This is a genomic window from Exiguobacterium sp. SH0S1 (genome assembly GCF_004337165.1).
GTDB classification, from domain to species: Bacteria; Bacillota; Bacilli; order Exiguobacteriales; family Exiguobacteriaceae; genus Exiguobacterium; species Exiguobacterium aurantiacum_A.
This window is the reverse complement of the sequence record NZ_SJVC01000001.1, coordinates 694,866-721,754: the sequence shown is the minus strand read 5'-3', so window position 1 is coordinate 721,754 and position 26,889 is coordinate 694,866. Positions and strand designations below refer to the sequence as shown.

Annotated in this window: 27 protein-coding genes and 1 pseudogene; 9 read left to right on the top strand and 19 right to left on the bottom strand. The window is 51.2% G+C overall.

The window, feature by feature from the left end:
* Positions 1-301 precede the first annotated feature (301 nt).
* The 5 genes from EVJ20_RS03670 to EVJ20_RS03650 all read left to right on the top strand — a co-directional run bounded on the left by EVJ20_RS03670 (position 302) and on the right by EVJ20_RS03650 (position 4,861).
* The gene (locus EVJ20_RS03670) at positions 302-1,150 is read left to right on the top strand and encodes a transporter substrate-binding domain-containing protein (RefSeq protein ID WP_131507113.1); all 849 of its coding nucleotides are present in this window, start codon (positions 302-304) and stop codon (positions 1,148-1,150) included.
* Positions 1,151-1,156: 6 nt separating this feature from the next.
* Positions 1,157-1,852 carry an amino acid ABC transporter permease gene (locus EVJ20_RS03665; protein WP_016508715.1) on the top strand — a complete coding sequence of 232 codons (696 nt, stop codon included), beginning with the start codon at positions 1,157-1,159 and terminating at the stop codon, positions 1,850-1,852.
* Between the two features lie 96 nt (positions 1,853-1,948).
* The gene (locus tag EVJ20_RS03660) at positions 1,949-2,857 is read left to right on the top strand and encodes an AAA family ATPase (protein ID WP_131442828.1); all 909 of its coding nucleotides are present in this window, start codon (positions 1,949-1,951) and stop codon (positions 2,855-2,857) included.
* A gap of 1 nt (position 2,858) precedes the next feature.
* The gene (locus EVJ20_RS03655) at positions 2,859-3,887 is read left to right on the top strand and encodes a DUF58 domain-containing protein (RefSeq protein ID WP_131440713.1); all 1,029 of its coding nucleotides are present in this window, start codon (positions 2,859-2,861) and stop codon (positions 3,885-3,887) included.
* Positions 3,884-4,861: a hypothetical protein gene (locus EVJ20_RS03650; protein ID WP_131505062.1), complete on the top strand. Its 978-nt coding sequence runs from the start codon at positions 3,884-3,886 to the stop codon at positions 4,859-4,861. Before EVJ20_RS03655 ends, EVJ20_RS03650 begins: the two co-directional genes overlap by 4 nt.
* 49 nt (positions 4,862-4,910) lie before the next feature.
* Here EVJ20_RS03650 and cls read toward each other — a convergent pair whose 3' ends face one another.
* Together cls and EVJ20_RS03640 are read right to left on the bottom strand one after the other, a co-directional pair.
* Positions 4,911-6,377 (bottom strand): cardiolipin synthase, encoded by a 1,467-nt coding sequence (cls, locus tag EVJ20_RS03645; protein ID WP_131505061.1) that lies wholly within the window; start codon positions 6,375-6,377, stop codon positions 4,911-4,913.
* Positions 6,378-6,547: 170 nt separating this feature from the next.
* Positions 6,548-7,330 carry a LysM peptidoglycan-binding and 3D domain-containing protein gene (locus EVJ20_RS03640; protein WP_035386025.1) on the bottom strand — a complete coding sequence of 261 codons (783 nt, stop codon included), beginning with the start codon at positions 7,328-7,330 and terminating at the stop codon, positions 6,548-6,550.
* A gap of 208 nt (positions 7,331-7,538) precedes the next feature.
* On the opposite strand from EVJ20_RS03640, the gene EVJ20_RS03635 reads away from it, so the two are divergent.
* Together EVJ20_RS03635 and EVJ20_RS03630 are read left to right on the top strand one after the other, a co-directional pair.
* Complete coding sequence (locus EVJ20_RS03635) at positions 7,539-7,799, top strand: DUF1294 domain-containing protein (protein ID WP_071397523.1); 261 nt, start codon at positions 7,539-7,541, stop codon at positions 7,797-7,799.
* Positions 7,800-7,964: 165 nt separating this feature from the next.
* The gene (locus EVJ20_RS03630) at positions 7,965-8,777 is read left to right on the top strand and encodes a helix-turn-helix transcriptional regulator (RefSeq protein WP_161568087.1); all 813 of its coding nucleotides are present in this window, start codon (positions 7,965-7,967) and stop codon (positions 8,775-8,777) included.
* A gap of 85 nt (positions 8,778-8,862) precedes the next feature.
* On the opposite strand, the gene EVJ20_RS03625 is transcribed toward EVJ20_RS03630, so the two are convergent.
* Both EVJ20_RS03625 and EVJ20_RS03620 read right to left on the bottom strand, forming a co-directional pair.
* A complete protein-coding gene (locus EVJ20_RS03625; protein ID WP_131507108.1) occupies positions 8,863-9,783 on the bottom strand; it encodes an NAD(P)-dependent alcohol dehydrogenase in 921 nt (306 codons plus the stop codon).
* Positions 9,784-9,812: 29 nt separating this feature from the next.
* Positions 9,813-10,571 (bottom strand): glucose 1-dehydrogenase, encoded by a 759-nt coding sequence (locus tag EVJ20_RS03620; protein ID WP_131507106.1) that lies wholly within the window; start codon positions 10,569-10,571, stop codon positions 9,813-9,815.
* 193 nt (positions 10,572-10,764) lie between these two features.
* On the opposite strand from EVJ20_RS03620, the gene EVJ20_RS03615 reads away from it, so the two are divergent.
* Entirely contained in the window at positions 10,765-11,637 is an 873-nt protein-coding gene (locus EVJ20_RS03615) for an alpha/beta fold hydrolase (protein ID WP_161567351.1), read from the top strand.
* 33 nt (positions 11,638-11,670) lie between these two features.
* On the opposite strand, the gene EVJ20_RS03610 is transcribed toward EVJ20_RS03615, so the two are convergent.
* The 3 genes from EVJ20_RS03610 to EVJ20_RS03600 form a co-directional block, all read right to left on the bottom strand.
* On the bottom strand, positions 11,671-11,934 hold the full coding sequence (locus EVJ20_RS03610) for an excalibur calcium-binding domain-containing protein (RefSeq protein WP_016508727.1): 264 nt from the start codon (positions 11,932-11,934) through the stop codon (positions 11,671-11,673).
* A gap of 422 nt (positions 11,935-12,356) precedes the next feature.
* Positions 12,357-13,811: a 6-phospho-beta-glucosidase BglA gene (gene bglA / locus EVJ20_RS03605; protein WP_131489741.1), complete on the bottom strand. Its 1,455-nt coding sequence runs from the start codon at positions 13,809-13,811 to the stop codon at positions 12,357-12,359.
* Positions 13,812-13,823: 12 nt separating this feature from the next.
* Entirely contained in the window at positions 13,824-15,713 is a 1,890-nt protein-coding gene (locus EVJ20_RS03600; protein WP_131505056.1) for a beta-glucoside-specific PTS transporter subunit IIABC, read from the bottom strand.
* Between the two features lie 164 nt (positions 15,714-15,877).
* Here EVJ20_RS03600 and EVJ20_RS03595 point away from each other — a divergent pair, with 164 nt between their 5' ends.
* Positions 15,878-16,588 carry a GntR family transcriptional regulator gene (locus tag EVJ20_RS03595; protein WP_201740008.1) on the top strand — a complete coding sequence of 237 codons (711 nt, stop codon included), beginning with the start codon at positions 15,878-15,880 and terminating at the stop codon, positions 16,586-16,588.
* Between the two features lie 465 nt (positions 16,589-17,053).
* On the opposite strand, the gene EVJ20_RS03590 is transcribed toward EVJ20_RS03595, so the two are convergent.
* The 12 genes and pseudogenes from EVJ20_RS03590 to EVJ20_RS03535 form a co-directional block, all read right to left on the bottom strand.
* Positions 17,054-17,605, bottom strand: a complete 552-nt coding sequence (locus tag EVJ20_RS03590; protein ID WP_131507102.1) for a hypothetical protein — start codon at positions 17,603-17,605, stop codon at positions 17,054-17,056.
* 272 nt (positions 17,606-17,877) lie between these two features.
* Positions 17,878-18,126: pseudogene (locus EVJ20_RS15275) on the bottom strand (CPCC family cysteine-rich protein); the annotation flags it as partial.
* Between the two features lie 119 nt (positions 18,127-18,245).
* Positions 18,246-19,382, bottom strand: a complete 1,137-nt coding sequence (locus EVJ20_RS03580; RefSeq protein ID WP_131507098.1) for a hypothetical protein — start codon at positions 19,380-19,382, stop codon at positions 18,246-18,248.
* On the bottom strand, positions 19,379-20,083 hold the full coding sequence (locus tag EVJ20_RS03575; RefSeq protein ID WP_131507096.1) for a hypothetical protein: 705 nt from the start codon (positions 20,081-20,083) through the stop codon (positions 19,379-19,381). Before EVJ20_RS03575 ends, EVJ20_RS03580 begins: the two co-directional genes overlap by 4 nt.
* A gap of 14 nt (positions 20,084-20,097) precedes the next feature.
* Positions 20,098-20,526, bottom strand: coding sequence for a DUF58 domain-containing protein (locus EVJ20_RS03570; protein ID WP_236636156.1), 429 nt, complete (start codon positions 20,524-20,526; stop codon positions 20,098-20,100).
* 286 nt (positions 20,527-20,812) lie between these two features.
* Positions 20,813-21,784, bottom strand: a complete 972-nt coding sequence (locus tag EVJ20_RS03565) for a DUF2268 domain-containing protein (RefSeq protein WP_131440684.1) — start codon at positions 21,782-21,784, stop codon at positions 20,813-20,815.
* A 257-nt stretch (positions 21,785-22,041) separates the two neighbouring features.
* On the bottom strand, positions 22,042-22,533 hold the full coding sequence (locus EVJ20_RS03560) for a DUF3916 domain-containing protein (RefSeq protein ID WP_161568086.1): 492 nt from the start codon (positions 22,531-22,533) through the stop codon (positions 22,042-22,044).
* A complete protein-coding gene (locus EVJ20_RS03555; protein WP_131507092.1) occupies positions 22,530-23,018 on the bottom strand; it encodes a DinB family protein in 489 nt (162 codons plus the stop codon). The genes EVJ20_RS03560 and EVJ20_RS03555 overlap by 4 nt, the downstream gene beginning before the upstream one ends.
* A gap of 128 nt (positions 23,019-23,146) precedes the next feature.
* Positions 23,147-23,740: an Imm64 family immunity protein gene (locus EVJ20_RS03550; RefSeq protein ID WP_161568085.1), complete on the bottom strand. Its 594-nt coding sequence runs from the start codon at positions 23,738-23,740 to the stop codon at positions 23,147-23,149.
* A 91-nt stretch (positions 23,741-23,831) separates the two neighbouring features.
* Positions 23,832-24,866, bottom strand: coding sequence for a DUF2332 domain-containing protein (locus tag EVJ20_RS03545; RefSeq protein ID WP_131507088.1), 1,035 nt, complete (start codon positions 24,864-24,866; stop codon positions 23,832-23,834).
* A gap of 151 nt (positions 24,867-25,017) precedes the next feature.
* Positions 25,018-25,800: an SDR family NAD(P)-dependent oxidoreductase gene (locus tag EVJ20_RS03540; RefSeq protein WP_131507086.1), complete on the bottom strand. Its 783-nt coding sequence runs from the start codon at positions 25,798-25,800 to the stop codon at positions 25,018-25,020.
* A 47-nt stretch (positions 25,801-25,847) separates the two neighbouring features.
* Positions 25,848-26,861: an NADP-dependent oxidoreductase gene (locus tag EVJ20_RS03535; RefSeq protein ID WP_131505048.1), complete on the bottom strand. Its 1,014-nt coding sequence runs from the start codon at positions 26,859-26,861 to the stop codon at positions 25,848-25,850.
* Positions 26,862-26,889: the final 28 nt, after the last annotated feature.

The following is a 26,889-nucleotide window of genomic DNA, read 5'->3' as shown; positions in this document are numbered from 1 at the left end:
CCTCTCGGGACCTAGCACAGTCCTCTCACCTGATTTAAAAAGCTGTGGACTCATCTTGCCTCTATCTCCCACTTGCGCACCTGTCGATTCTCTAGAGGTTGAAGGTTGGTGAATCGCATGCTGTTTCATAAATTATTCTTATCTGTATTACCTGTATGAAACCCTGATTCAATGACATGATAGCGCTTTTAGAATAAACGTTTCAAAAATATCTTACCTGCTGTTTCTATGTTCTTCGTAGTTGCCTCTAGGCGTTCATCATGCTATTTTTAGACAGATGATACTTTAAGGAGGAACATGAATGAAACGTATGACAAAAGGTTTAGCAGCAGTTATCTTGCTCGCTGTCCCGCTCGCGGCGTGTGGTGATTCTAGCACCGATCAGGCCGATACGACACGTTGGGATGAGATCAAAGAAGAAGGTACGCTCACGGTCGGTACGGCCGGGACACTCTACCCTGCCTCGTTCCGCGAAGAAGAAAGTGACGACTTGACAGGGTTTGACGTCGAGGTCATGAAAGAGATCGGAAAACGTCTCGACCTCGAGGTCCAGTTCAAAGAAATGGCGTTCGATAACATGTTGACGAGCGTCCAGAACGGACAAGTCGATGTCGTGGCGAACGACATCTCGGTGACGGAAGACCGGAAAGAGAAGTTTGCCTTCTCCGTACCGTATAAGCACACGTACGGGACGGCGATCGTCCGGAAGAGCGATCTTTCAGGCATCAAGTCGCTCGAAGACTTGAAAGGTAAAAAGGCAGCTGGTGAAGCGACGACCGTCTTCATGGACGTGGCGCGCCAGTATGGGGCTGAAGAAGTCATCTACGACAACGCGACGAACGATCAGTATCTTCGCGACGTGTCGACAGGTCGGACCGACGTCATCTTGAACGACTACTACCTCCAGACGCTCGCCCTCGCCTTCTTCCCGGAATTCGATATCGCGATCCACCCGGATATCGCCTATAACCCGCAAGACGTCGCACTCTTGATGAATCAAGACAACGTCGACTTGCAAGAGAACATCGACCGCGTCCTCGAAGAGATGCTTGAGGATGGCACGGTGAAGGAGCTTTCCGAACAGTTCTATAACGGTGCTGACGTATCCGTCGAACCGGACGTCGACACGACAATCGTCGAATTGGACTAAGGCGATATGTTCGAAGGTGTAAAGTGGGAAGCGATCTTTGACGCCGACCTCGCCATCCGCTCGTTCCCATACTTGCTAGGTGGGCTACCGAACACGCTCTGGATCTCCTTCCTCAGCATGTTCTTCGGTTTAGTGTTAGGGCTCGTGCTCGCGCTCGGGAAGCTGTCTCCGTCAAGGTTAGTGCGTTATCCGTCGACGTTTTACGTCTCGTTCATGCGCGGCGTCCCGATCTTGATTATCTTGTTCATTCTCTACTCGGGGTTCCCGTTCATCGGGATCGAGTTCGCGGCGTTGACGGCAGCGATCATCGGCTTCAGCTTGAACTCGGCCGCCTATATCGCGGAGATCATCCGCGCCTCGATCCGTGCCGTCGATCAGGGACAGATTGAAGCGGCCCGGTCGCTCGGCATGAACAAGTGGCTGACGTTGAAAGGGGTCACGTTGCCTCAAGCGACGAGGATCGCCCTGCCCCCGCTCTCGAACGTGTTCCTTGATCTGATCAAGGCGAGCTCGCTCGCCGCGATGATCACCGTCCCTGAGATCTTCAACAAGGCGAAGATCGTCGGCGGACGTGAGTTCGACTATATGACCGTCTATTTGGTCGTCGCTCTGATCTACTGGGGAATCTGTACGTTCATGTCGTTCTTCCAAGACTGGCTCGAGCGGCATTTCGAACGCTATTTGGATACACCGAAACGATGACTTAGCGGTCATCGTTTTTTGTTTTCCTTTTTGTGTAAGCGTCGAATGTGCTATGATTTTCTTAATTATCAGAAAACAGACGGGGGAAATTTGATTATGGTGCAACAATGGACGACTCATTTAAATAGTTTAGTGATTGGGCAGTCGAAAGCGATCAAGCTATCGACGATTGCCTTGCTTTCAGGGGGACATGTCTTACTCGAGGACCGGCCGGGGACCGGGAAGACGACGCTCGCACGGAGTCTCGCCTCCTCCGTATCGGCCGCGTTCCAGCGCGTGCAATGTACGCCGGATACGCTACCGAGTGATATTTTAGGGATGGAATTATTCAATCCGACGACGGGTGCGTTCGAGCGACGGACCGGACCGATCTTCACGTCGATCTTACTTGTCGATGAGATCAACCGGACGACGCCACGGACGCAGTCGGCGCTGCTCGAAGCGATGCAAGAGCGTCAAGTGACGCTCGGTGAGGTGTCGCTCCGTTTGCCGGACCCGTTCTTCGTCATCGCGACGCAGAACCCGTTCGACGGACAAGGGACGTTCCCGCTTCCGCAGGCACAGCTTGACCGGTTCTTATTCAAGCTCTCGCTCGCCCCGCTGTCACGGGAGTCAGAGCGCCGACTGCTCCGGAACGAGCATTTGAGCGCCGCTCCGTTCACGTTGAAACATGAAGAGCTCGCCGTGATGCAGCAAGCCGTCCGTGACGTGACGCTGCACGAGGCAATGGAAGACTATCTGCTCGACTTCGTCGAGGCGCTCCGGCACCACCGGGACATCGAGGTCGGGCCGAGCCCGCGGGCGACGCTCGCCTACACGATGGCGGCCCGGGCCCACGCCTACATGGACGGACGGGACTACGTCGCACCGGAAGACATCCGGGCGCTCGCCTTGCCGATTCTCGGGCACCGCATCGTCTTGACGGTCGAGGCATCGCTCAAGACGAAACCGTCGAAACTGATCAAATCTGTGTTAGAGACCATCGCGGTCCCATCCGAGGTGTGACATGCAACTCGTCAGCCCGCGCTATCTAGAATCCGGCTACATGTGGCTCTTGTTCGTCGTCGGGGTCTTCACGGCGCTTTACGGGAACGTGTTCCTCGCGAGCGCCTTGCTCGGCGTCAGCATCTACGCGCTCGTCATGCCCGAGCTGTTGTTCCGCCTGGCCGAACACGTCCGTGTCGAAGTGACGGACGAACTGAAACTGTTTCCGGGTGACGAAGAGTCGTACGTCATCCGCCTCATCTCGACTGCGAAAGTCCCGCTCGGTGTCGTCCGCTTGTCGGGTTATCTCCACCCGACCGTCGAAGTGGAAAACCACGCCTTCTGGCGCCAAGAGAATTATGTCGGCGGCGAGGCGGTCGTCTCTTACGACCTACCGCTCAAAGCCATCAAGCGAGGTCCGATCCGTGTCGAGGCGATCGGCATGGAGATCCGTGACCCGCTCCGCATGTTCTCGCTCTATAAAGAGGAACCGCTCGCAAGGATAGGGTACGTCTTCCCAGAGTTCCTGCCTTATCCGATCCCGAAACGCCCGCCGACGCTACCGGGCGAGGAGATGGTCCGTCATAGCGCCTATCGTGACCCGGAGACGTTCCAGTCGGTCGCCCCGTATCACGGTCAACCGATGCGTCAACTGTACTGGTCGGCTTACGCGAAGACGGGCGAACTGCTGGCCCGGACCGAACAGCCCGTCCAGGCGAACGAGTACGTCGTCGTCTTGGACCTGTTGACGAAAGACGGGCGCTCCCTCACCCATCAGATGGAACGCGTGATCTCGCAAGCGGCGGCGCTGTGCCGTGACTTCGAGAAAGAGAACGCGAGCTATGGGCTGATCGTCCCGACGCTGACGAAAGACGGGATCACGTACGACCTCGCACCCGGGAGCGGCGAGACCCATTTCCGCAAGGTCATGACGACGCTCGCTTGTCTGTCGGAACGAGACTTCCCGATGGCCCGGTCATTGTTCGAACGGAAAGTCGCCAAATACGGCGGCAGCCAATCGATTCTTCGGCTCGGAGGTGACGGCAAATGAACTGGCTCTGGTGGTTGTTCGCGGCATTTTATGTCGGTCACGTCTATCCGCTCGTCTTCCTGTTGACGCTCCGTCTGCCGCGGAACTGGCAGCTCGGCGTCCAGACTTTGCTCAGTATCGGTGCGCTCTGGTTCTCGTATGAGATGAGCATCACGTTGCTGTTGTTCACGTATGTGCACGCCTTCATCCGCACGCTCGATTGGACCGACCGTTACGCGATCGCGAGCGTGTTGTTCTTGATCACGGATTGGCTGTTCCCACCAGCCGAGCAACGGCTCCTCATGATCGTGTTCCCGTTCCTGTTTTTGTTTTGGCAACGGAGCCTGTATTACCGTCGCGACTATAAACGGATGTTGTCGACGCTCGTCGTCGGCCTAGCGGTCGGTCTCGGACTGGCTTTTGTCATCCGGACGGTCAAAGAGCTGTTGTTCGGCGACCTCATCACCTGGATCCGACCGTTCTTGCTTTGGATCGGCGGCTGGTTCGATGGGATCACGCTCGACCCGTCCGACCGGGTCAATCGATTCATGATACCGGACAACCCGAACATTGATGCCGAGACGATCGCGAACGAGACGTTGCTCGAATCGGCGAAGAATCAGTCTTCCGCGCTAGTCATCTTCTTCATCGTCCTGCTCGTCGGCGGTGTCCTGTTGTTCTTCTATTTACAAAAGCGAAAAGACATCCACGAAGTGTTGTCGGTCCCGAAAAAGGCCCATCAGACGGCACGGACGGAACGTCGCTTGACGCGGACGCCACGTGATGTCCGCCTGCTCGAGGCCGGACGCCGGCTCGAACAGGTGCACCCTCGCCATCGCGAGGAGACCGCGCACGAGTGGTTAGAACGGATCGACTTTACCGATGGAAGCTTGTTCGCAAGTTGGCTCGAGGCGGCCGAGTACGGTGAGAAAGAAGCGCCGACCACGGTCGTCGAGGCGTTTGAACGACACGTCAAACACGTGTTGAAAAAATAAAACCAGCCAAGATGTTCGGGATTGAACCCGGGCGTCTTGACTGGTTTTTTTATAGGATTGGACTCAACAGACGCGACACGCTCTCTTTGAAGCGAATCCATTTCGTCCGTGTCTCATAACGTTCGAGCGTCAACAGCTCAGCGCACGATTTGTCGCGGTCGAACGCGTCGATGACGGACCGGGCGACAGCCTCATCATAGACGAGGGCCGAGATCTCGAAGTTGAGGTGGAAGCTGCGGGCGTCGATGTTCGTCGTCCCGATCGAAGCGACCTCGCCGTCGATGACGAGCGTCTTCGCATGCAAGAAACCGCCCTCGTACGTATACACCTCGGCCCCGTACCGGACGAGCTCGGCCGCATTGGCGTATGTCGCCCAGTAGACAAACATGTGGTCCGGTTTGTTCGGGATCATCAGTTGAATCTTCGTCCCTGACATGAGGGCGATCCGGCAGGCGTCAAGGAAACTCGCGTCCGGGATGAAGTATGGCGTCTGAATGTAGATCGTCTCTTTCGCTTCCCCGATCATCTTGACGAGCATGTTCTTTAAATGCTCCGTCGTCGAGTTCGGACCGGAGGTGACGATCTGGACGGGTGACTTGAACGCCTCGAGTGTCTTGCTTGGCCAAATGAACTCTTCTTTCAACGCTTTTCGTTTCGTCGGGACGGAACGGTTCCAATCGAGCAAGAACCGTTCAAGCAACTCTTGGACCGCCTCCCCGTTCATCCGCAGATGGACGTCACGCCAATAGCCGAAATGTTGGTTCGTCCCCATGTACTCGTCGCCGACGTTGAAGCCGCCGATATAGCCGATGTCCCCGTCGATGACACACAGCTTGCGGTGATTGCGATTGTTGACGCGGAAGTTGATGCCGAGGCTCGACGGGAAGAACGACTTGACCTCGCCTCCGCTTTCAAGCAGCTCTTTGAAATGTTTACGTCTCAGCCCTCTCGAGCCGACGGCGTCATAGAGCAACCGGACCCGGACACCGCCTTGGGCCCGTTTGGTCAGCGCCGCAATCAACGCCTGGCCGAGCGAATCGTTCTGGATGATGTAGTATTGGATATTGATTTCTTGTTTGGCCGCCTCGATATCGTCGAACAAGGCCGCGAACTTCTGTTTCCCGTCATGGATGACTTGGATGTCGTTATGATACGTGACGAGCGCGTTCGTCGACGACAGGTTCAACCGGGCGAGACGCCGGTATTTTGCTAACAGCGGGTCTTGCTTGAAGATCAGCTGGTTCCCATCCAACTCATCGAGCTGTTGTTGAACGTGCAACGCATACTCACTACGCCGCTCTTCATCGACTTGATAGAAGTTGTTCGACTTGATCAAACGACCGAAGAAGATATAAATGAAGAAGCCGATGAGCGGCAAAAAGAAGAGGACGAGCAGCCAGGCCCATGTCGAGCCGATGTCGCGCCGTTCAAAGAAGATGATCGTGATGGCGAACGTCATGTTCAAGATGACGAGCAGGATGCCGAACACGCTGATGATGATTTCTGTCGTGAGCATCAGGTTCTCCCCCCTTTTACGATTTGGTACATACCCGGTTTTTCTGACCAGACAAGACCTGATATATCTAGTTTGCCTGATTTCGAAGGAGAAAGGTATACGAGCTTGCAGGTTTGAGCGAATAGAACGCAAAAAAACACCGCGCCTGCGGTGTTTTTGGGGTCGATCGATTAGTTTAAGACTTTGATTGTGATTGATTTACGACCGAAGTTGAGCGCTTGCTGTTGTGTCGGCATCAAGAGGTCAATTTTGTTCCCTTTGATTGCGCCGCCAGTGTCTCCAGCGATTGCTTCGCCGTAGCCTTCAACCCATACTTTAGAGCCGAGCGGGATGACTGAAGGGTCAACCGCGATGACTTTTTGGTTCGGGTTCGAACGAACGTCGATACCTGTTGCCGTGATACCAGAGCAACCTGCACAATATGGCGTGTACGCCGTTGCTTCAACTGTCATCGTCTTACCCGAAGCCGGAGCTTGAGTTTGCGTTGTAGACGTAGACTGTTTTGTCACCGGTGCAGACGTTGATGCTTTTGGTTTAGCTGCTGGTGCACTGTTCGCAACCGATGCTGCTTTGGCACCTTTCACAGCGAATTGTTGACCAGGGAAAATGAGATCTGATTTAAGACCGTTCCATGTCATCAATTGATTGACAGAGACACCGTTGTTTGTCGCGATCCGATACAACGTGTCGCCTGATTTAACTGTGTAAGTGTTTGAAGAAGCTGTCGCTTTTGCTTCCGACTTCGCGAGCTTCAACACTTGGTTAGGATAAATCATATTCGAGTTTAAGCTATTTGCTTGTTTGATGTCGTTCACAGATACACCGTTGTTCACGGCGATACGGTACAAAGTATCTCCAGACTGAACCGTGTGTGTTGATGCTGCCGAAGCTGGAGCAGCGACTCCTAAACTAAGGCCAGCGAGTGCCGTTAGTGTCAATAGTGGTTTTTTCATAAGAATATTCCTCCCTTTTCTAACGCTCCCTTACTGTAACACCTCTATATTTCACTGCCGTTACAGGCTGATATGAGAGTGATATCAGTTCAGTTACAGAAGCTTTCAGGGAGATGAGAGGAGTCTGAATTCTTACAATCTAGATAAAAATGGCTTTGTTGAGCCGTTTTCAGCTATACTGATAAGGTGAGAAAGGAGGTTTTAGTCTTTGGAACTATTACTGCTGTATTACATTGTGACTAATTTACTAGCGTTTATGTCATTTTTCCTCGATAAACGACGTGCAAAATCCGGGGCTTGGCGTATTTCGGAACAAACGTTGCTCATTCTCGTCTGGATCGGGGGAGCGTTTGGGGCTTATGTCGCGATGCGCCTCTTCCGTCACAAGACGTTGAAGCCGAAGTTTCGGATCGGGGTCCCGGTCGCGATTCTCGTTCACGCCGGGATCACGTCACTTTTCATCTTCTGAGTGGAGCTGGCTATCTTTTCTGCTCCATTATATAGAAGGAACGTGATAAGACGTCTCGTGACAATAGAGATATAAATGTCGGATTAATCATGAATTCATCTGGTTCAAGACTGTCAGCCCGGTGTAATCCCGAAACAAATGTTCAAATATTGAGGTGGGATGAAGATGTTGGAACAAAGTTCACTTCAGATCGTGGAATCGACAACAGGCGCGGTCATGACAGCTATGATCCACGTGACCGATCACTTCCACGCCTTTATAGTGAGGGCAGGTCGCGTCGACTTGATGGTCAACGGGGACCGTCATGGTCTTCGCACCGGGTCGGGCCTTTTGTTGGCGCCGGGGCAACTGTATCAAGTCGTTTCGTCCGAAGAAGCGACTCGGTTCGTCGACGTCCGTGTCGATCCATACGACTTGTTCGCACCGTTGCTTGCCGAAAGGTTCGTCACGCCGTTCATGACGGGGGCGACGTTGCCCCTAAAACTCCTCACGCCGACCGAGCGCGCGGAGAAGGCCGTGTTAGATACGATCGACAAGGTATCCCGAAGTTTACATGGCGACTCATCGTTCGCCCTCTTAGATGCCACGCTCCAGATGGCGGTCGTCTGGCGTTACTGGATTCAACAGACAAACGAGCAAACGAGACTCGTCGGTCAAGACCGGATGAAGGCGATGCTCGCTTATATCCATGAACATGTGACGGAGCGCGTGACGCTCGAACAGATTGCCGAGGCCGGTGGCTTGAGCCGGGCGGAATGTTGCCGCTATTTCACGAAGTGGACCGCCACGAGCCCGCTCGCCTATGCGTGTGACGTCCGCATGGAAGCAGCGGCGCATCAGTTACAAGAGACGACGGAGTCGGTCGCCGCAATAGCGAGTCACTACGGCTACACGAGCGTCAGTCACTTCGTCCAGACGTTCAAGAAAGTACATAAGGTCACCCCGCTCGCTTACCGCAAGGGCAAGAAGACCAAGTGAAGAGGAAATGAAAACAGGAGTCTGGCCGCCGAGTTTCGATGGCTAGACTCCTTCTTTTTGCGTTCTCGATGGACGAGAGACGATGTCATTCCTCATGCACGACCGACACGATGACATTTCCAACTTTCTGACCGGCGTCCACATAGCGGTGCGCTGCGACGATTTCCTCCATCGGATAGATCGAATCGATGACGGCCTTCAGGTCTCCGGCTTCAAACATCTGATTCAACAGGCTCAGATCTTCTTTCCGTTCGCTTGCTACTCCCTGTCCGGCAACCGAACTGAACCGGCCTGTTTCCCCGACATGTTTACGAGCCATCCGCTTATCGATTTTTCCTGCCGCGTCAAACACAGCGTCGTACGTTGTCAGTTCGCTGTCATAGCCCTCTTTTGTATAATCGATGACGACGTCTGCGCCAAGGTTTTTGACCAATTCGAAGTTTCGTTCCCGACAGACAGCTGTCACGTGAGCACCGAAATGTTTGGCGATCTGTACCGCGATGGAGCCGACCGCCCCGGAAGCTCCGTAAATCAATACGGACTTCGCCTGTTCGATGTTCACTTTACGCAAAAAATGAAGGGCTGTCGTTCCACCAAACGGAAGACTGGCTGCTTCTGCAAAGCTTGCGTGGTGAGGCATGAGCGCGACACACTTCGTCTCGTTGATGCATGCATATTCGGCATAGCCGCCAAATCGCATCCCGGTCAGCGCATAGACACGATCTCCCACCTTGAAGTGTTGCACACGTCGGCCCGTCTCGACCACTTCACCTGCTAGGACGACACCTAAGACAGGCTGTCTCGGGGCGTTAAAGCCGACGACGACCCGCATCGGCAACTTACCTGCTGCCGGTACATCTAACGCACGAAGCCGGCGGTCCCCGGATTGAACGGCTGATGCGTGTACTTTAATTAGCAGTTCGGTTGCTTTCGGTACAGGCTTTTTAATCTCTTGAAGCTGTAACACATCCGGCGGACCATATGCGGTACAAATCACTGCTCTCATCGTGTACCTCCTCACAAGTCGCTTGTCTTTTAGCGGGCGGTCCAACCACCGTCTGCTTTCAAGACGTCCCCGTTGACGAAGCTTGAGTCACTTGAAGCGAGGAACAGCGCGGCGCTTGCGATTTGGTCCGGTTCGCCAATCGGTGCTTCTCCTGCCGCTTGAATGGCGCGCATCCCGAGATCGCTCGGCGCCGTGATCGTCGCCCCGATGTTCGTATTGACCCCGCCTGGTGCGATGGCGTTGGCCCGAATCTTACCGAACGTGCCATACGTCGCGGCAATGTTTTTCGTGAGACCGATGAGCGCGTGTTTTGATGCGACGTACGCGGCCCCGCCTCGTGTCCCGAATAAGCCGCCGACCGAGGCGATGTTGATGATGACCCCACCCGACTCCTGTTTCTCCATCACGTTGATGGCGGCCCGGGCGATCTTCATCGGACCGGTCAAGTTGACCGCGATGACACGGTCCCACACGTCGTCGGTCACTTCACCGACCGTCATGAAGTTGTCCATGATGCCGGCGTTGTTCACCAAAATATCGAGTGAGCCGAACTGGCTCGTCGCCGTCGCGACCATGTTGTCGATGTCCGCTTGCTTCGTCACGTTCGCGGCGATACCGACCGCTTCCCCGCCGGACGACTTGATCTCACTTGCGACCGCCTCGACCGTATCCCCGTTCATATCGACGGCGACGATGCGAGCACCTTCCGCGGCGTATAGCTTGGCGATGGCCCGCCCCATTCCAGAACCGGCACCGGTCACGAGCGCTGTCTTGCCTGATAGTTTCACACAGCATTCCTCCTTGGTTAAGTAGAAGACGACACAGCAAAACGACAAGTGCGGACTGAACACGTGTCAGTAGTCTATACCCGAATTTTAAGTGACCTGCATGCTGTTATGGAAGAATGTTCTTCTTTTCGTACGATATCTCCTTTACAATGAAAGGAATACATATATTGGGATTTGAGGAAGGATTGATGACTTGGGACGATATGATACTGAAGTGATCGGTAGCGGGTCTCCGCTGTTGTTCCTACCGGCTGGGGGATTCTCAGGAAACGAGGGACTGACGCTCGCCGAGGCGCTTGCCGACGACTTCGAGGTCCATCTGCTCGATCTGCCAGGGTTCGGTCGCAGCGAAGGACTCAAAGGGAGAGTCACTTCTTTGGAATTAGCGGATTGGGTGAACGGCTATATCGTGGAAGCAGGACTCGGCCTTGTCCATGTGAGCGGTCACTCGCTCGGGGGCGCGGTCGCCCTCGCGTTTGCCGCCCATTATCCTGAAAAGCTGGAACGGCTCATCTTGCTCGACGCCGGACATAAGCCGTTCCCGCGTGTCCCACTGCAAGAATATGGCGCGTTTGGACTCGTCGTACCGCTCTTGAACGTGATCTACCGCATACTTGGGCCGGCAGCCGTCCGGAAAATCGAGGCGAAATTCATAACGGACAAAGCGGCAGAACCGATTTCAGAGGAACAGTTCAAAGCGTTCTGCACGCAGACGGGTTTGCCTGAGCGGGACGAAGTACGCCGGGCCTTGGATGCTCCTGCCAAACTAGGTCCCGGTGGAATGAACTTACTGTTCGGCTACTATAACTTGGACATGAGCCGACTCATGAGGATGCTCCGCGTACCGACGCTTCTCGTCTACGCTGACTTTATCGGAGTGGACACGAAAGAAGCTGAATTGACGAAGTCTGCCGTTGCGAGTCTTCAGCAAGATCGACCTCCAGTCACCTATCAGTCCGTTCCGGGAGGTCACTTCGTTCATTGGAGTCCGGAGTTCCCGCTCGAGCGGGTGCGTCAGTTTTTACTGGATCAAGCGGGAAACATTGTGCATCGATATCCTCAATGAAAAAAGAGATTCGGGGAGTAGTCCCCAAATCTCTTAACGTTCACAGGCGATTCCGTCTCTATCACGGTCTTTCCCAATGTTTGCTTGGTAGAGTGCCGCGTTGACGAGCGGCTTATACTGCGTCTTGCCGCCTTTGTTTTTGATGGTCTTGTTTTTCGCGACACCACCCTTGTAGGTTTTGTTGAGCTCGGTACAGTTTTTAAACTTTTTGGCAGCGGCATCAGCCGGATTCGCAGGAGCGAGGCTCAGCGTAAACAAAGCGAGACAGGCCACAGTTGCACGAAGCAGTTTCTTCATTCTTATTTCCTCCAAATTAGCAGACGATACGTCTAGCAGTTTTCATCATTATACGGTTGATTACGAGCAATATACCTCTTTTGCAAATATGATAAAGACAGAAAGGAACGTGTTTTATTATGGATTTGTTTATTTTAATGCAAGAGCGCGCGGTACCTCTGCTCGTGCTCACATTTTTCTTGGTACTGAATCTTGCATTCCTAATAGGGGTTTGGAAGAAACGGATCAACTTCTCAAAACTTTTTTTGCTGTTCGCCAGCTCACTCGCTGTGGTTCTCATGATTTCATCCGTCATGCTCATCACATTTACGTTATTCTTCGGCTATAATCAGTGACTTTTGCAAATTCCTATTGCCGCAACATCTGTAGAAGGAATAAACCCACCTCTTTTTTTTGAAAGAGGTGGGTTTATTCATGGAAAATTATTTTGTCGCTTCGTATTCCAACGCTTCCCCGTTCGTCTCGATGACGTGCTTATACCAATCGAACGAGTCTTTCTTCATCCGCTCCATCGAGCCATTGCCTTCATTGTCACGGTCGACGTAAATCATGCCATACCGCTTCTTCATCTCGCCCGTCGTGAACGAGACGATGTCGATGATGCCCCACGGCGTGTAGCCGATCAAGTCGACTCCGTCATAAACGACCGCTTGTTTCAGCTGCTCGATGTGGGCCTTCAAGTAATCGATGCGGGCCGCGTCGTGAATCTTTCCGTCGATGATCTCATCGACGGCGCCAAAACCGTTCTCGACGATAAAGAGCGGGATCTGATAGCGGTCGTACAACCGGTTCAGCACGTAGCGAAGACCGACCGGATCGATCGCCCAACCCCAGTCGCTCGACTTGATATATGGGTTCTCGACACCGTTCGGCAGACCGCCGTTGACGATGTCGCCGCTGTTGTCGGCGACGACGTCGCTCTTCACGGTCGTCGACATGTAGTAGCTGAAACCGAGGTAGTCGACAGTCCCGTTCTTCAAGATGTCGTCGTCCCCGTCCAGGAACGGGATGTTGTAGCCTTCACGCTCGAACTCGTTCAAAGCGTAGCGCGGATAGAACCCGCGTACTTGCACGTCCGGGAAGAAGTAGCGCTGGCGCATCATCTCCTCGGCGAGCATGACGTCGTCCGGGTTCGACGAATACGGATAGATCGGCACGTGCGATACCATCGCCCCGATCTCGAAGTCCGGGTTGATCGCTTTCCCTTTGGCGACGGCGAGCGCACTCGCGATCAACTCATGGTGCCCCGTCTGATACATGACCTCACGGGCGTTCTCGCCTTCCTCGACGATGACGCCTGAGTTCGTCCAGAGGAAGAGCGGGTTGTTGACGTCCATCTTGTTATTGATCTCGTTGAACGTCATCCAATATTTGACCTTGTCTTTGTAACGGTCGAAACAGGCCTCGGCGAAGCGTACGAAATGGTCGACGACTTTCCGGTTGCGGAACCCGCCGTACTCACGGGCGAGGTGGAGCGGCATCTCGAAGTGTGACAACGTGATGATCGGCTCGATGCCGTGCTTCAACAGCTCATCGAATAAGTCGTCGTAGAACTTGAGCCCGGCCTCGTTCGGTTCGGCGTCGTCACCGTTCGGGAAGATGCGGCTCCAGCCGATCGACGTCCGGAGACACTTCAAACCCATCTCGGCGAACAAGGCGACGTCTTCTTTATAGCGGTGGTAGAAGTCGATTGCCTCATGGTTCGGATAAAACTCGTCCGGCTCGACCTTGTCCGTGATCCGGCGTGCGACGCCATGGGCGCCTGCTGTCAAGACGTCGACGACGCTCGGGCCTTTGCCGTCGGCGTCCCAGCCGCCTTCAAATTGATGGGCGGCGAGGGCGCCACCCCATAGAAAATCTTTCGGTAATGTCTTCATGTTTATTCCTCCTTATTGATGAACAATCGTGAGCATCGGCTTCGTTGTGTCTGTCTCATCGCTTGGTTGAACGAGTACATCGGCGTAAGTCGAGCTGTTCGTCACGATGACTGGTGTGATACTTGATAAGTTATGGGCGGCGATCATGTCGCGATCGAACGTCATCAATACATCGCCCGCTTTGAAGCTGTCCCCATCTTTGACGTGGACAGTGAACGGTTTCCCGTCAAGTGTCACTGTGTCGAGCCCGACGTGAATCAAGAGCTCGATCCCTGAGTTCGAACGCAGTCCAATCGCATGTTTTGTCGGTGCAACCATGACGACCGTCCCATCGAATGGCGCCACAATGTTATTCCCGTTTGGTTCTACGGCGTAACCTTTCCCCATTGCCCCAGAGCCGAACACGTCGTCCGGGACATCACTCAAGGCGATGACTTTCCCTGATAGCGGTGACGTAATCGTTTCTTCTTGGACGACCGTCGCGCTCGCTTCCGCTGTCGCTGGCGTCGCCAATTCTTCATTTGCCTGTTTGGCAGTGTCTTCCCCGAAGCCGAAGATTTGAATCAAGATGACCGGGAGGATGATGGCAATCGCCGTCCCGATCAACAGTCCCCAAATCGATGTCGGCACGTCTTCACTGATTCCGTTCACAAGAGTGAGTGGGCCCGGGAGTCCGGCGTAGGCAAAGTAGTATGGGGTGAAGAAACTTGCGACGATGGCACCGACCGCACCCGAGATACATCCGAAGATGAATGGTTTCTTGAAGCGTAGCGTCACCCCGTAGATCGCAGGCTCGGTGATCCCGAACAGACCGGTGATTCCTGCCGAGACTCCGACTTTTTTGATTTCTTGGCTCTTCGCTTTCAAGATGACACCGAGGACGGCGCCGACTTGGGCGATGACGGCGATCGTCTGATACGCTTGGAACGAGTCACGGCCGTATAGGTCGAAGTTTGCGAGCACCATCGGCGTCACGCCCCAATGGACCCCGAAGATGACGACGACTTGCCAGAGTCCACCGATGATGGCGCCAGCGAGCAACGGCGCGTTTTCAGCTAGGAAGTTATAGCCGTTGGCGATCCCGACCGCACCCATCGTCGTGATTGGTCCGATGACGAGGATCGTGAGCGGCACCATGAGCACCAAACTGAAGAACGGCACAAATAGAGGACGAATGACCTCATTCATATGCCGGTTCAAGAACCGCTCGACGTAAGACAAGATCCAGACGAGGAAGAGCGGTGGCAAGACCGATGACGTGTACGTCGTACCGGACAAGGCAATCCCAAGGAAGCTGATTGTCTCCCCTGACGTGATGCGTGCCGCCATCTCGGCCCATGTCGGACTGACCAAGGCCGCACTTGCCGCGACGGAAATGAACGTGTTCGTCTTGAAGTGTTTTGATGCCGTGATGGCGATAAAGATCGGTAAGAACGTGAACGGTGCCCATGAGATGAAGCTGAACACTTCGTACGTTCCCGTCTCGGCGAAACCTTCGAACAACAATGTCGTTAAAATGAGTACTCCTTGCAAAATCCCGGCTGCCGCTAAAATATAGATGAACGGCGCGAACACCGCGGACATCGTCGCGATGATCCGGTTGAGTATTGTTCCTTTTTGGTCCGCCTCCGTTTCAGTGCCTTCGATTTTTACGAGCTGCGTGAACTCCTCGAACACTTCTCCGACGTGCTGTCCGATGACGACTTGGAACTGTCCGCCCGTCTCGACGACCGTGATGACGCCTGGCATCGCCATGACACGCTCTTTCGCCTGCGGGTTTGACCGCTTCAAGACGAGACGAAGCCGTGTCGCACACCGGGCTGCGTTGATGATGTTGTCTTCCCCGCCGACAGCCTCCAAGATGTCCTTGGCGAGTTTTGAATAATCCCGAACTTTACTCAAGTGAATACCCTCCTTTTTTCATAACGCTTACATTTTGTACACTTTTACTATAATTGTACCGGTACAATTAATCAATAGCGATACAATAAAAAAGTTTGTGAACGTTTAGCAAACATGTGTGTGGTATAATGAAGACAACATTTTCAAGTAGATGAGGGATGAACGTGCTAAAATACCAACAGATTGCAGCAGAGATCGAACAGTACATCAATCAACATGATTTGAAACAAGGCGATAAACTTCCCGTGCTCGAACAGTTGATGAGCCAATATGCCGTCAGTAAGAGCACGGTGACGAAAGCGCTCGAACTGCTCGAACGGCGTGGGGTAGTCTTCCAACTTCGCGGGAGCGGCATCTTCGTCCGGCGTCATAACCGCCCGGGCTACATGAGCCTGTTCTCGACGCAAGGGTTCAAGAGCAATCTCGGCGACCGCGTCTTGACGTCGGACGTGCTCGACGTCTCGGTCACAAAACCTGACGAGACAGTTGCGCAGAACCTCGGGATCGACGTGACGGACGACGTCTATCACGTCGAACGGGTCCGCTTCGTCGATGGCGAGGTGCTTTGTCACGAGGAGTCGTATTACGTGAAGCAAATCGTCCCGTATTTGAACCGGGAGATCGTTGCCGACTCGATCTTCGATTATGTCCAGAGCGCGCTCGGCGTCACGATCGGCTTCTCCGACATGTACATGCAGGTCGGTCGGTTGAACGCGTCGGAAGCCGGATACCTCGGCTTGCAGGCGGACGACCCGACGCTTCGCATCGAGACGATCTTTCATCTCACGAACGGGAAGCCGTTCGACTACTCCCGCATCACCTATCATTACGAGCACTCGCAGTTCGTCGTTCAGGCGAACGGACCTTATATGTGAAAACACCGCTCCTACGCATTGGCGTAAGGGCGGTGTTTTTGTATAACCGTAATCTATTTGGACTGTACTTGAGTCAGGTCTCGATACGCATCGACTGAATACGAATCAATCTTACACGTCTCATTTATATGAGTATGTATCTCCGTTTTGGTAGGGAAACTGTATGGGCTGAATACGATATCACATGAGGCCTGGGCGATGTGATGCAATAGCTGTTCGACAACTACATACACTTCAGCCAAGTGTTCCGGACTCAATCGGACGTCCGGGGTGACGAGATAACTGACATGAATCACGTTTTCTTTTGATTCAAAAATAGAAGCCTCATGTTCAGAAAACCACGGATAATCGGTGAGATCACTCCGCCTTCTCTCATCTTTGATGATGAGGAATGCGTCACTCTCGTCGAGTTGCACTCGCCAAACTTCACTATCGATTGATTTGAATTCTCTAAGTATGTTCAAGTCAACTCTCCCCAGACGGATTTTCGAGATACATTCCGATATTCAAAAGCTGTTCTTTCAGGTGCTGAAGATTTATATTCGTATGAATCCCCATCAAATAATCGTATCCGATAAACACTTTAAACGGTTCATCTTTATGATGCGATTCATTCCCAACGAGTTGCGCATAAAGCTCTTCTCGCAACATCAAGCGAATCATATGTTCGATTCTCCACCCAGTCAGCACAGTTCCTTTCTTTACCCGTTTATACAAATCTCTCGTTTTTGCAGTATAAACGATTTCCGAAAGGTCAGGCCGTTGAATTTCATGACGTGAAAGTCGACCTCGCTTCTCAATATAAGACACTCTTAGGGAAATCACATTGCAATGCTTCATGACCCACTTGACCGAGGTCACATAGGCATCTTCAACTCTCATGTACTCTTCGAAGTGAAGCGTGACGCCTTCAAACGACTTTCCGATGTCAGAAATGGCTGTCCATTCGTCCTTTTCATATCCATAGGGTTCGTCTCGAAAGGCGGGATTGTATTTGGTTATTCTATATCGGTACATAACTTCACCTGATTTCTGTATGTTCTCTTACTCTAAATGCCAAACAAGATCAGCGAGGTATAACCTTATGGCTTGATGCGTTGTGTAGTTTTCGAAACAGTCTCTTATTCTTCAGACTGAACAAATTCTCCGCCAAACGTCCATCCATTTTGTTTCAACATTTTTTCAAACTGTTCATTGAACCGGTTGATATCAATAGGCTTATTCTTTTTTCGATGCAAGACTACACCATCGATTAATAAGGAGAGTGACATCGACGAATTCGCTTCCCATACGGGTTTCCATGCCGCGTCCTTTTCATATTCTCTCGATGGACGATCGCCGACCAACTGTTCCTCGGAAAACCCGAAACGAATCACATTTCGCTGCGCCGTTCGTAAAGAAACACCGTTTGCTCCTCTCCAATCGTCGGGGCCTACGCTATCATCCTCCCAAAAGCAGTTCGGACAAATCAAAAACGTTCCGGGCGGCTTTTCCTCCAGCGTTTTGTAACCACAACAGAGACACGTATATGTTTTCATTTGTACAGATCCATTTCGTAAAAAATATGCAACAAGCAATGTAAAAGCACTGCTTACTACTTCAAAACCGCTTTATTGCCACGTTCACATGGTCAAGAAAGTGATACACGTCGTCCGCATCATGCGCCAGTACGAAGTTTCCGAAGATATGAGGATGGATACTCTCCCATGAAAGTTTCAAGTGTCTGTACAGACGTAGGGGATGAGAGGGACTGCCAAAACCCGTTTGCTTTCGGAATGCCGAGCTGGGGTAGCAGTTTGTCTTCAATCAACTTCTTCCAGTCGTCATCATGAAGCGTCAATCGATAGACTTTCTCTTTTGGTCCAAACGTTCCTCCGAGACAGAACGTCAATTCAATTGGATACGCACCACGTGTCACGTGGTAAAAGAACGTCTCATGATCTGCTCTGTCAATCGATTCAAAGGATTCAATTGTCGTTCCTTGGAGTGTCAGCCCCTCACGGGTATAGATCACCAACCAATCCGTTTTATTTGAGAATGTGACGACGCCTTGGCGATGTTCGTCACGGGAAAGTGTCAGCCATGGGGCAATCTCCTCACGATTGCGAACAATCCCGGATGTGACAGACTCCTCTTCTAAGCGTTCAAACGAGAAACGATGTCTCTTTGGCAACAGTACCTTTGTTTTCCGCTCCACGCGTAACGGGAACGTTGCGTCGGTGAGATGTCGGTAGATCAAACGGCTTGCCTCGCCTTCCTTCAGCGCATGACGCGGTAAAATAAGCATCTCAATCTTTTGATAGATGATTCGACAAAGTTTCAAGTCCGGCTCTTTCTCGTAGTCCGTAAAACATGTCGCGATGTCCGAGACGTCTAGCGTCACACGAGTGATTCGGTCTCTCTGTTTACACACCTCAATCGGATGCATCCAGACATACACCGTCTCAACGACCCCAGATGATGCGGCATCGACATAGACGTCTCGCGTGAACGGATGCAAGATGAGGTAACGTAGTATCGTTACATCGGTAAAACCCTTATCGATCTGTATGTCATCCGAATGAAATGAAAAGATGTCAGCATCTTGTCGACGAATCGAGCGATACACCTCATCAAGCCTTTGATCATAGACTTGGTCGAATTCATAACGGTCGATTTTCCATAACGTCCCATCGTTCGAACGTGATAACCTTTCCGTCTTTTGTTCAAATTTATCCGTGTCCACTGCGTGTCGACGCACAAAAAAAGCCGTGGTCGCGTCAACTTCACGTAACCACGGACGTTTCACATTCATCTTTTCCATCGCCTCCGGTAAAAAAGATAACCGAGCGGGAGTCCCGTCAACAACGCGAGTCCAATCATCCGAAAAGATTTCGGCTCTATCGTCTGAACGTCACCTGAACCACCAGTAAGGGCATCCTCCACAGAACCTTGATCGTTTGAATGTGTTTCGACCAAGAGTTTCTGATACATCTCGAGCGTGATCGTGTCTCCGCTGATGAACCGTTTCGCATCGGTCGTCATGGCGGTCAACGTCTCCCCGTTTAAGTCAAACCAGACATTCTCTTGAGCAGAATGGACGAGTGAGCCGGACACATCAGCTAAGGCAATGGCCAACTCGTCGCCATACCCGAACGTGGAGAAGGCGAAAATGCCCGGTTCTTGCTCCCACGTACCGATGACGTTTCTCGGCTCCCCATCTTGTAGGACGGCTGATACGTACTCCTTGCTCGAGACGAACGTACACATTTCGTCCAACGAATAACAGGATTGCGCGGCAATCAATACTTCATGGAGCGGACCGAACGAGACGGTGCGACTTTCCGTCAAGTGATAGTTACTCGGGTCGTCTCCTTCGATATGGTCGAGGACGATTGACTCGAAATGTTCTTCAGCGAAACGCTCCGCGGATCGTTCTGTCGGCGCCGCAGCTGCCGACGTAGCACCGAGCGTGAAGACCCCGGCTAAAGCGAATGTTGTGATCAGGCGGAACATGTTTCTTTCTCCTTTCAACCGACAGACATTTGTTTTAGGAATGACGCATCAATCCGAATCAGTTCCGCATGTGGATGTTTTTGGCGCTCGATGATTCGGCCAAACCGTTTTGAGGCGACGAATCGATTCGACTCGTGAATCCACGCCAGGCGCACGAGTGCGAGGCGCAACTGCTTACGACCGTCACTCATCCGAAGGTGATCGACTTTATTATCAGCATCTAGGCGATTGATGAACAGCTCGACTTTACACTCTTCCTTCACCAAATAGGATACCAGATAAGCGGCCTGTTGAATCAACTCTTCGTAACGGGCGTGGAGACCATTCCCGAGCGGACTGCTCAAGTCAAGCATCAATGTGAACGTATCGAGGTTTTGGCGCTCATATACTTTCGCCTGTAGCTTCCCTGTCTTGGCTGTAGCGACCCAGTCAATTTGTTTCACCGGCTCTTGCTCATATTGTTTTGAGCTTTGGATCATCAACGGGTCGTGGAGTGGTGAATGTTTGACGAGTCGATCCCCCATCCTTACCAGGCGTGAATCGGAAGTAGATAGGTCGCTTCGTCACGAAGTTGTAGGGAATGCACGCGCTGATTTTCGTCAAACATCACCCTTCATAATCACAGCTCAGTAATCCTTCCTTTAAACAAAAGCCCCCAATCAATAGAGCGAACTGATTGGGGACCGGGTATCACGACTGCGATACTGGAAAATCATGTGACTTGTTTCGTCATTGCTGAAGAATCTCTTGATATTTGTAGCCCTCTAAGATTTCATGATCTTCTTTGAATGTCCAATCTTGAATCGAAAGCTTTGGATTTGATTCTAAGTAATGGTTGAGAATGTCTTTTCCTAAAATATAGTTACTCCAGCGAGGAAGATTCTTTTGCTCATTACCGATAACAAAATCGTTAAATGTTGTTTCATAATCATTAACAAGGTTGGCTACATGCTCCTTCGTCTTCTCATCCATTGGTTCATGCCAAGGAGGTGAGACGCCTTTGACAATTCGATCTGCAAAAGCATCTGCTTTCCCTTCTAATATGACAGAATTTAAAACCGAACTAACCATAAAGTTTGGTGTGTCGCGAAGAATCAAGTGATGATATTCATGTGCAGTCGCATAAGCAAGGATATCTTTATCGAAGTCTTCATTCAGATAAAAGACAAAAGTATCTTTATATGCATTTCCACTAATCCCACCCAGTGACTCACCGATAAATGCAAATTCTGAATTGATTGGTACGAGAAAAATCGTACTTTTCTTTTTAGGAAGTGCCTGATGGGAAGCGATGTAAGTTTTTATAATCGTTTCTTCAATCTCACCATGTTTGCTCATCAGCACATCGATTCGATTTAGGAGTTGTTGCTCATAGGATGTCGATTTCATCAAAAAGTTGCCTTTCAAATCCGCTGTTCCGAACTTCTCCTCTTCTCCAATCTTCCCTATGTAATCGAGAACAAATTCTCTAAAAAATTTCTTTTTCTGTTCTGAATCATTCGTCTCTAGAGATGCCTCCAAATACTTTTGATACTGTGTGTAAAGTGGCACGATTTTTAATTCACTATCGTCGCTTATTTTTATAGTCTTAGGCTGCACGTTAACGTTCTCTTTTATAGCTTCGACATTTTCTTTGTCACCAATGCATGCCGATAACAGAATCAAAGGAATACAAAGTAGAAGAAGTGTGAATCTTTTCAACTGAACGACCTCCGTCTCTTTTTAAACCATCAAGCATTTATCGTGAGCTTTTATCATGATGATGTTTTTTCTCTTCGAAAGACTGTGTAGTAAAGATTATGAGTCATCTTCCTTTTACATGTTAAATTGTACCATATTTTCTATCAAATTACCTTTCGACATTTTAATCAACTTGTAAATATCACTGTTGTTTTTGGGTTTACGTTGAGACGTTGTGCTTAACTTCCTATTATTCGTCATACAAAAAAATTGCCCGTTCATTGAACGAGCAACCAGACTTCTCCTGTATAAATATCATCCTCATCTTGAATCCGCTCGTGGAACCGATGCACCTCGTCATCCGCTGAGGCGACGAGCTTTTGTTGAAACACATCATCTAAGGGCAAGGGCGTCCATGTCTGATCCGGTGAGTCACGTTTCATAAACACCTTCAATCGTGCATCATTTTCAAACACGAGGAGTTCGGACTGCCAAAGCGTCGGAAGGTCCAACAAGACGACGACCCGGTTCCGCTCCTCTTCTCGGAGACGCACGAGACGGGAGGCCCCCTCCATCATCGCCTCGATGACCGCATATTGAATCCGGCTGTTCTCCTGCACCGACAGTAAGAACGATTGATCAATTGGGATTTTGTTGTGCCAATACCCGTCATGGAACGTCGTCGGGAACGAATAGGTCTGTTCGTCGATATACGTGCGCAATCGTTTCAATCTTCGTCTGATACCGCGCACTTTCGCTCGTCTCTTCAAGATGTTCTTCCCAATATGGCGTCGACTTGCTGCTGGTGATGCCGGTCATGTCCGATGAACTCGGTGACGATATAAGTAAGCGTATACGGAACACCCTGATGCGGGCAATGGGTCACCCCGTTCGCCGTCGTGTGCGAAGTCAGCGTCTCTTGACGCAATGACCGCAGCGCTTCTACGAGCGAACTCCGACTCTTTTTGGCTAATTGGAGAACGTTTTCTCCCGAGAGACGTTTCGCTTTTTGGGTCGCCCGCGCGTTAAACGAGTCGAACTCAGGGAAGATCATCCCTTCCCCGTTCTTCACAGCTGGGATGATGACGTTCAACAGATGGTTGTCCCAATGGGCGATGTGAAGGACGATTGTTTTGATTGACCACTTGTCGGTCGCAATCGATTTTTCCCACATCGATTCATCTAATCTCGATAAGGTGTTTAACCAGTCTATATAAGATGCAAACTCATCGATGACGTTTGAAGTGTTCGTCATGAAAGTATCCTCCTTGGTTTAGAAAGCTAGGGAATTGTAGCATGTTGGACTACTTCCATCCGGTCATACTCTTCTGTGATTCGCTAATCAAATTAAATTGACAGAAGCGATTGGTTCTCGATGATGACTTAGGAATCGAATAGGATGGACGTCTTCTTTTTTGGTTGAGGAGTTATCCCATCGATCGAAATCGAACCGAAAGTGACCGCCACGCCTTGTGGTGACGGGACCATAGAAAGGGGGAACGCATCCAACCAGTCCGCTGATGTCGGAAATGCTTCAGGGGCCCAATCCAGTTCAAGTTCGTGCCCAGCAATCGCGTACGAGAATGGCACATGACGGTACACGTCGACGAGCAGTCGTTCGATTAGCTGTGTGAACTCTGTTATCGCTGCCGGGTGTGAAACGACATCATTCCACTTTATATCGATGAGAATTCCGACATATGTGTCCATCTCTTGAAGGGACACGGTCATCACTATATCCACGCCTCCAAAATAGTTGCTTCGTAAATGGATAGATCCATAATATCCGATGTGAGCATAGTCGATGTCTGTCGTTGTTGTCCAATCGTTCCCCGCTTCATCCTGACTGTATGTCACATTGATGATTTCTCCTCCGCTACTTAACAGTTCCTCACATACATTTTGAGAAAGTTTAGGTAACGGATAATGGCTCGGATAAGCCATTCCAATGGAAATGAATCCGCCTGCTTGATCCATTCGAACACCTCCTTTTTCAATTATAGAAAAAAACGGCACCGTTAGGAACGGTGCCTCTGCCGCATGTTCAGAAAAAATGTAACGACCGAGCTTAGAAGGACATCGCTTCATTTTCCAGCAACCATCTGCCGTGCCCATCCGTCTCAGCAATCGTCTGTTCTCGTCTCACACCGTTCACATATTCGTCTAGATGCAGGTCTTTGTCTTGGATATTGTTGTAAAGATGGAACACGTCTCTCGTCTGTCCAATCTGTTCGACCACGTGCAGCAAGTGCTTCTTCATATCGATCGTCATCTGGTTGGCCACATGGGTGTGGAAGATGCAGAGGGTGCTTTCTTCTGGAATGCTCTCGATAAGACCGCTCAATCGACTGATTCCGTCGCCTTCGATGAAGTCGATTGCTTGCTCGCCCATATAACTAGACGCGCGCTCGAACATCTCCAAACGTTCTCTGTGCTCTGGCCAGATCAACGACTTAAGCCATAGCCGCTCATCTTCATTCTCTAAATCGACAATGTTCAAATCAAGGCCGATGCGCGATCCGACCGGGGCGGGTGTTGGCGAGAGCGGTGGCATAAGCTCTCCGACAAGCTCTGAACGAATGTGCAGCCGTGACTGAACATCTCCCATCACGTCCTCTGTACCATATGAGTAGGCATACTGGTCCCATAGGAGTTGTAAGCCAGCGCTTGTTCCGATTTCGATGAGTGCAAGCGGTTTGTTGGTTTTTTGGTGGACAAGGCCAAAAGCAGGATACAGATATGCACATCTCCGGACTTCGTTCGTCTGAACGAGTTTTGAATTGATGATGGACTCGATTTCATTCCGATACGTGAGGCAAAACGATTTGAACGACTCGAACGATTCGGCGTACGGTTTCGGGTCACTTACCATACTCGGGTAATACTCTTTTACGGGGTGGTCGGTACCCTGCATCATCAAGTAATGGACGGCTCCAAACAACAGGTTCGGGATTGGTTGGCCTCGCCTCGCCTCGCTACAGATTTCAAGCAACTCGTCGTCCTTTGAAAGATGAATCGATAACGATTCATAGAGCGGGCTCGAGTCCCGGCATTCTCTCTCGGCAAACCTCAAAAATTTTTGAGATAGATCATGTGTAGTCAACGCCTTCTCCTCCGATACGTACTTATTCTTAATTCATACATTCCGTTAAAGTCTTCAAACTCCTATCTAAAACACAAAAAAGCGGTACCTCATGTAAGGTACCGCGCGACGTTTGAGCATGTTATGATCAAACAATTGACGTCATGTTCATTTATTTCGATCCATCCTGCATCGTTCGCATCATGCGAGTGATTCGCTTACGCGAAAGCAGTCGGGGCAGGAAGGCAACGAGCCGATTCCGTCTTCCTGGGATGATCAAGGTCTCTCCGTTCATGAAACCGCGATACCCGATATCCGCGACCCGTCCTGCTTCCATGATCGTGCCCGTTTGAAACAGTTTTGACGCCTGCATCCCGGAGCGGTCGACGAAACCGGTCGATGTTAACCCTGGACATAAAGCGGTCACCGTCACGTTCGTCCCGCTCACTTCATTTTCGAGCGCTTCTGAAAACGACAACACGTATGACTTCGTCGCGTGGTACACCGACATCAATGGTCCCGGGAAAAAACCGACCATGGAAGATACATTCATGACGCCCCCTTGATTCCGTTCAACCATACCGGGTAAAAACAATTTGGTCATCACCGTCAACGCCTTGATGTTGACGTCAATCATATTCACCTCTTGGTTCATGTCTGTCTCTAAGAACGTCCCGTACAGACCGAACCCGGCATTGTTGACCAAGTAGTCCACGTGGATCCCCTTCTCCTGGAGCTCCTTGTAAATCGCTTCTGGCACTCCAGGTGACGCGATGTCTTTGGCGATGACGGTGACGCCGACACCATGATTGATCCGATAATCTTTAGCGATTTCTAACAGTTTCGCTTCATTCCGTGACACGAGTACCATCTCATGTCCATCCCGGGCAAAGCGATCGGCCAATTCTTTGCCGATCCCACCTGACACGCCTGTGATGAGAACCGTTTTTTTCATGGCAGTCTCTCCCTCTTTTTCTGCTACAAGCAGTAGTCTCACATACTTCAGAACGTAATGATGACCTTTCCTTTCGGCCGACCCGTCGCAACTAACTGTAGTGCTTCGTTCACTTCATCAATCGTAAATCGTTTCGGATGAAGGGCAGGAACGACTTGGTTCGCCTCCACGACGCTCGTGATTTCTTTGAGTTGTGACCCATTCGCACGTACGAAGATGAAGCGGTATTCGACGTCATGTTTTTTGGCCATCCGGTCATATTTCGCACCCGCCATCGAAAATAACGTTTGTTTCCAGAACGGGAGCTGTCGGTCTTTTGCGAAACGTTTATTCGGTCCTGTCCGCAAAGACAGGAGTCGTCCGCCTCGTTTGAGGATGCTCAGCTCTTTCTTGAATTCTGTCGGCCCTAACGTATCGATGACATAATCCACGTTTTTCAAGACGTCCTCATAGTTTTGCGTCGTATAATCCAAATATTGATCGGCACCGAGCTTCAGCGTCCGTTCGCGTGACTCCGCATTTCCACTGACGATCACTGTCAGACCTAACGACTTCGCGAGCGGAACGGCCATTTGACCGAAACTACCCGATCCCCCCGGAATGAACACAGATTGTCCGGACTGGACGTTTAACTCTTCATGTAGTCCTTGGTAGGCTGTGAGTCCCGTTAAAGCGACAGCTGCTGCCTCTTCGTAAGATAAGTTTTTGGGCATCCTTGCGATGGCAGATGCATCGACTGCTACATATTCAGCGATGGCCCCGATTTTTTCAATCGGCAGACGCGTGTAGACGTCATCCCCGACGGAATAACCGGTCACATGTTTCCCGACCTGTTCGACGACACCCGCCAGTTCGTTCCCGATTGTCAGCGGGAAAGCATAATCTTGAATCAGTTTTACGCTACCGATCATGATCAACATCTCGAGTGGATTGATGGCGGCGGCCTTTACCATGATCAACACATCATTGTCCCCGATGTCCGGAACACGTACCTCGTTCACTTGCGCTTCGATTACTTTCGAATATCGACTGATTTGAGCTGCTTTCATCATTTTGTTCATGATTGACTCTCCTTTGTTTGTCTCGACA

What these genes read in the sequence shown, in the direction of transcription:
- EVJ20_RS03670 (WP_131507113.1), top strand. Translation starts at nt 302, where the DNA reads ATGAAACGTATGACAAAAGGTTTAGCAGCAGTTATCTTGCTCGCTGTC.
- EVJ20_RS03665 (WP_016508715.1), top strand. Translation starts at nt 1,157, where the DNA reads ATGTTCGAAGGTGTAAAGTGGGAAGCGATCTTTGACGCCGACCTCGCC.
- EVJ20_RS03660 (WP_131442828.1), top strand. Translation starts at nt 1,949, where the DNA reads ATGGTGCAACAATGGACGACTCATTTAAATAGTTTAGTGATTGGGCAG.
- EVJ20_RS03655 (WP_131440713.1), top strand. Translation starts at nt 2,859, where the DNA reads ATGCAACTCGTCAGCCCGCGCTATCTAGAATCCGGCTACATGTGGCTC.
- EVJ20_RS03650 (WP_131505062.1), top strand. Translation starts at nt 3,884, where the DNA reads ATGAACTGGCTCTGGTGGTTGTTCGCGGCATTTTATGTCGGTCACGTC.
- cls (WP_131505061.1), bottom strand. Translation starts at nt 6,377, where the DNA reads ATGCTCACGACAGAAATCATCATCAGCGTGTTCGGCATCCTGCTCGTC.
- EVJ20_RS03640 (WP_035386025.1), bottom strand. Translation starts at nt 7,330, where the DNA reads ATGAAAAAACCACTATTGACACTAACGGCACTCGCTGGCCTTAGTTTA.
- EVJ20_RS03630 (WP_161568087.1), top strand. Translation starts at nt 7,965, where the DNA reads ATGTTGGAACAAAGTTCACTTCAGATCGTGGAATCGACAACAGGCGCG.
- EVJ20_RS03625 (WP_131507108.1), bottom strand. Translation starts at nt 9,783, where the DNA reads ATGAGAGCAGTGATTTGTACCGCATATGGTCCGCCGGATGTGTTACAG.
- EVJ20_RS03610 (WP_016508727.1), bottom strand. Translation starts at nt 11,934, where the DNA reads ATGAAGAAACTGCTTCGTGCAACTGTGGCCTGTCTCGCTTTGTTTACG.
- bglA (WP_131489741.1), bottom strand. Translation starts at nt 13,811, where the DNA reads ATGAAGACATTACCGAAAGATTTTCTATGGGGTGGCGCCCTCGCCGCC.
- EVJ20_RS03590 (WP_131507102.1), bottom strand. Translation starts at nt 17,605, where the DNA reads ATGTACCGATATAGAATAACCAAATACAATCCCGCCTTTCGAGACGAA.
- EVJ20_RS03580 (WP_131507098.1), bottom strand. Translation starts at nt 19,382, where the DNA reads ATGAATGTGAAACGTCCGTGGTTACGTGAAGTTGACGCGACCACGGCT.
- EVJ20_RS03575 (WP_131507096.1), bottom strand. Translation starts at nt 20,083, where the DNA reads ATGTTCCGCCTGATCACAACATTCGCTTTAGCCGGGGTCTTCACGCTC.
- EVJ20_RS03555 (WP_131507092.1), bottom strand. Translation starts at nt 23,018, where the DNA reads ATGACGAACACTTCAAACGTCATCGATGAGTTTGCATCTTATATAGAC.
- EVJ20_RS03550 (WP_161568085.1), bottom strand. Translation starts at nt 23,740, where the DNA reads ATGGATCAAGCAGGCGGATTCATTTCCATTGGAATGGCTTATCCGAGC.
- EVJ20_RS03540 (WP_131507086.1), bottom strand. Translation starts at nt 25,800, where the DNA reads ATGAAAAAAACGGTTCTCATCACAGGCGTGTCAGGTGGGATCGGCAAA.
- EVJ20_RS03535 (WP_131505048.1), bottom strand. Translation starts at nt 26,861, where the DNA reads ATGAACAAAATGATGAAAGCAGCTCAAATCAGTCGATATTCGAAAGTA.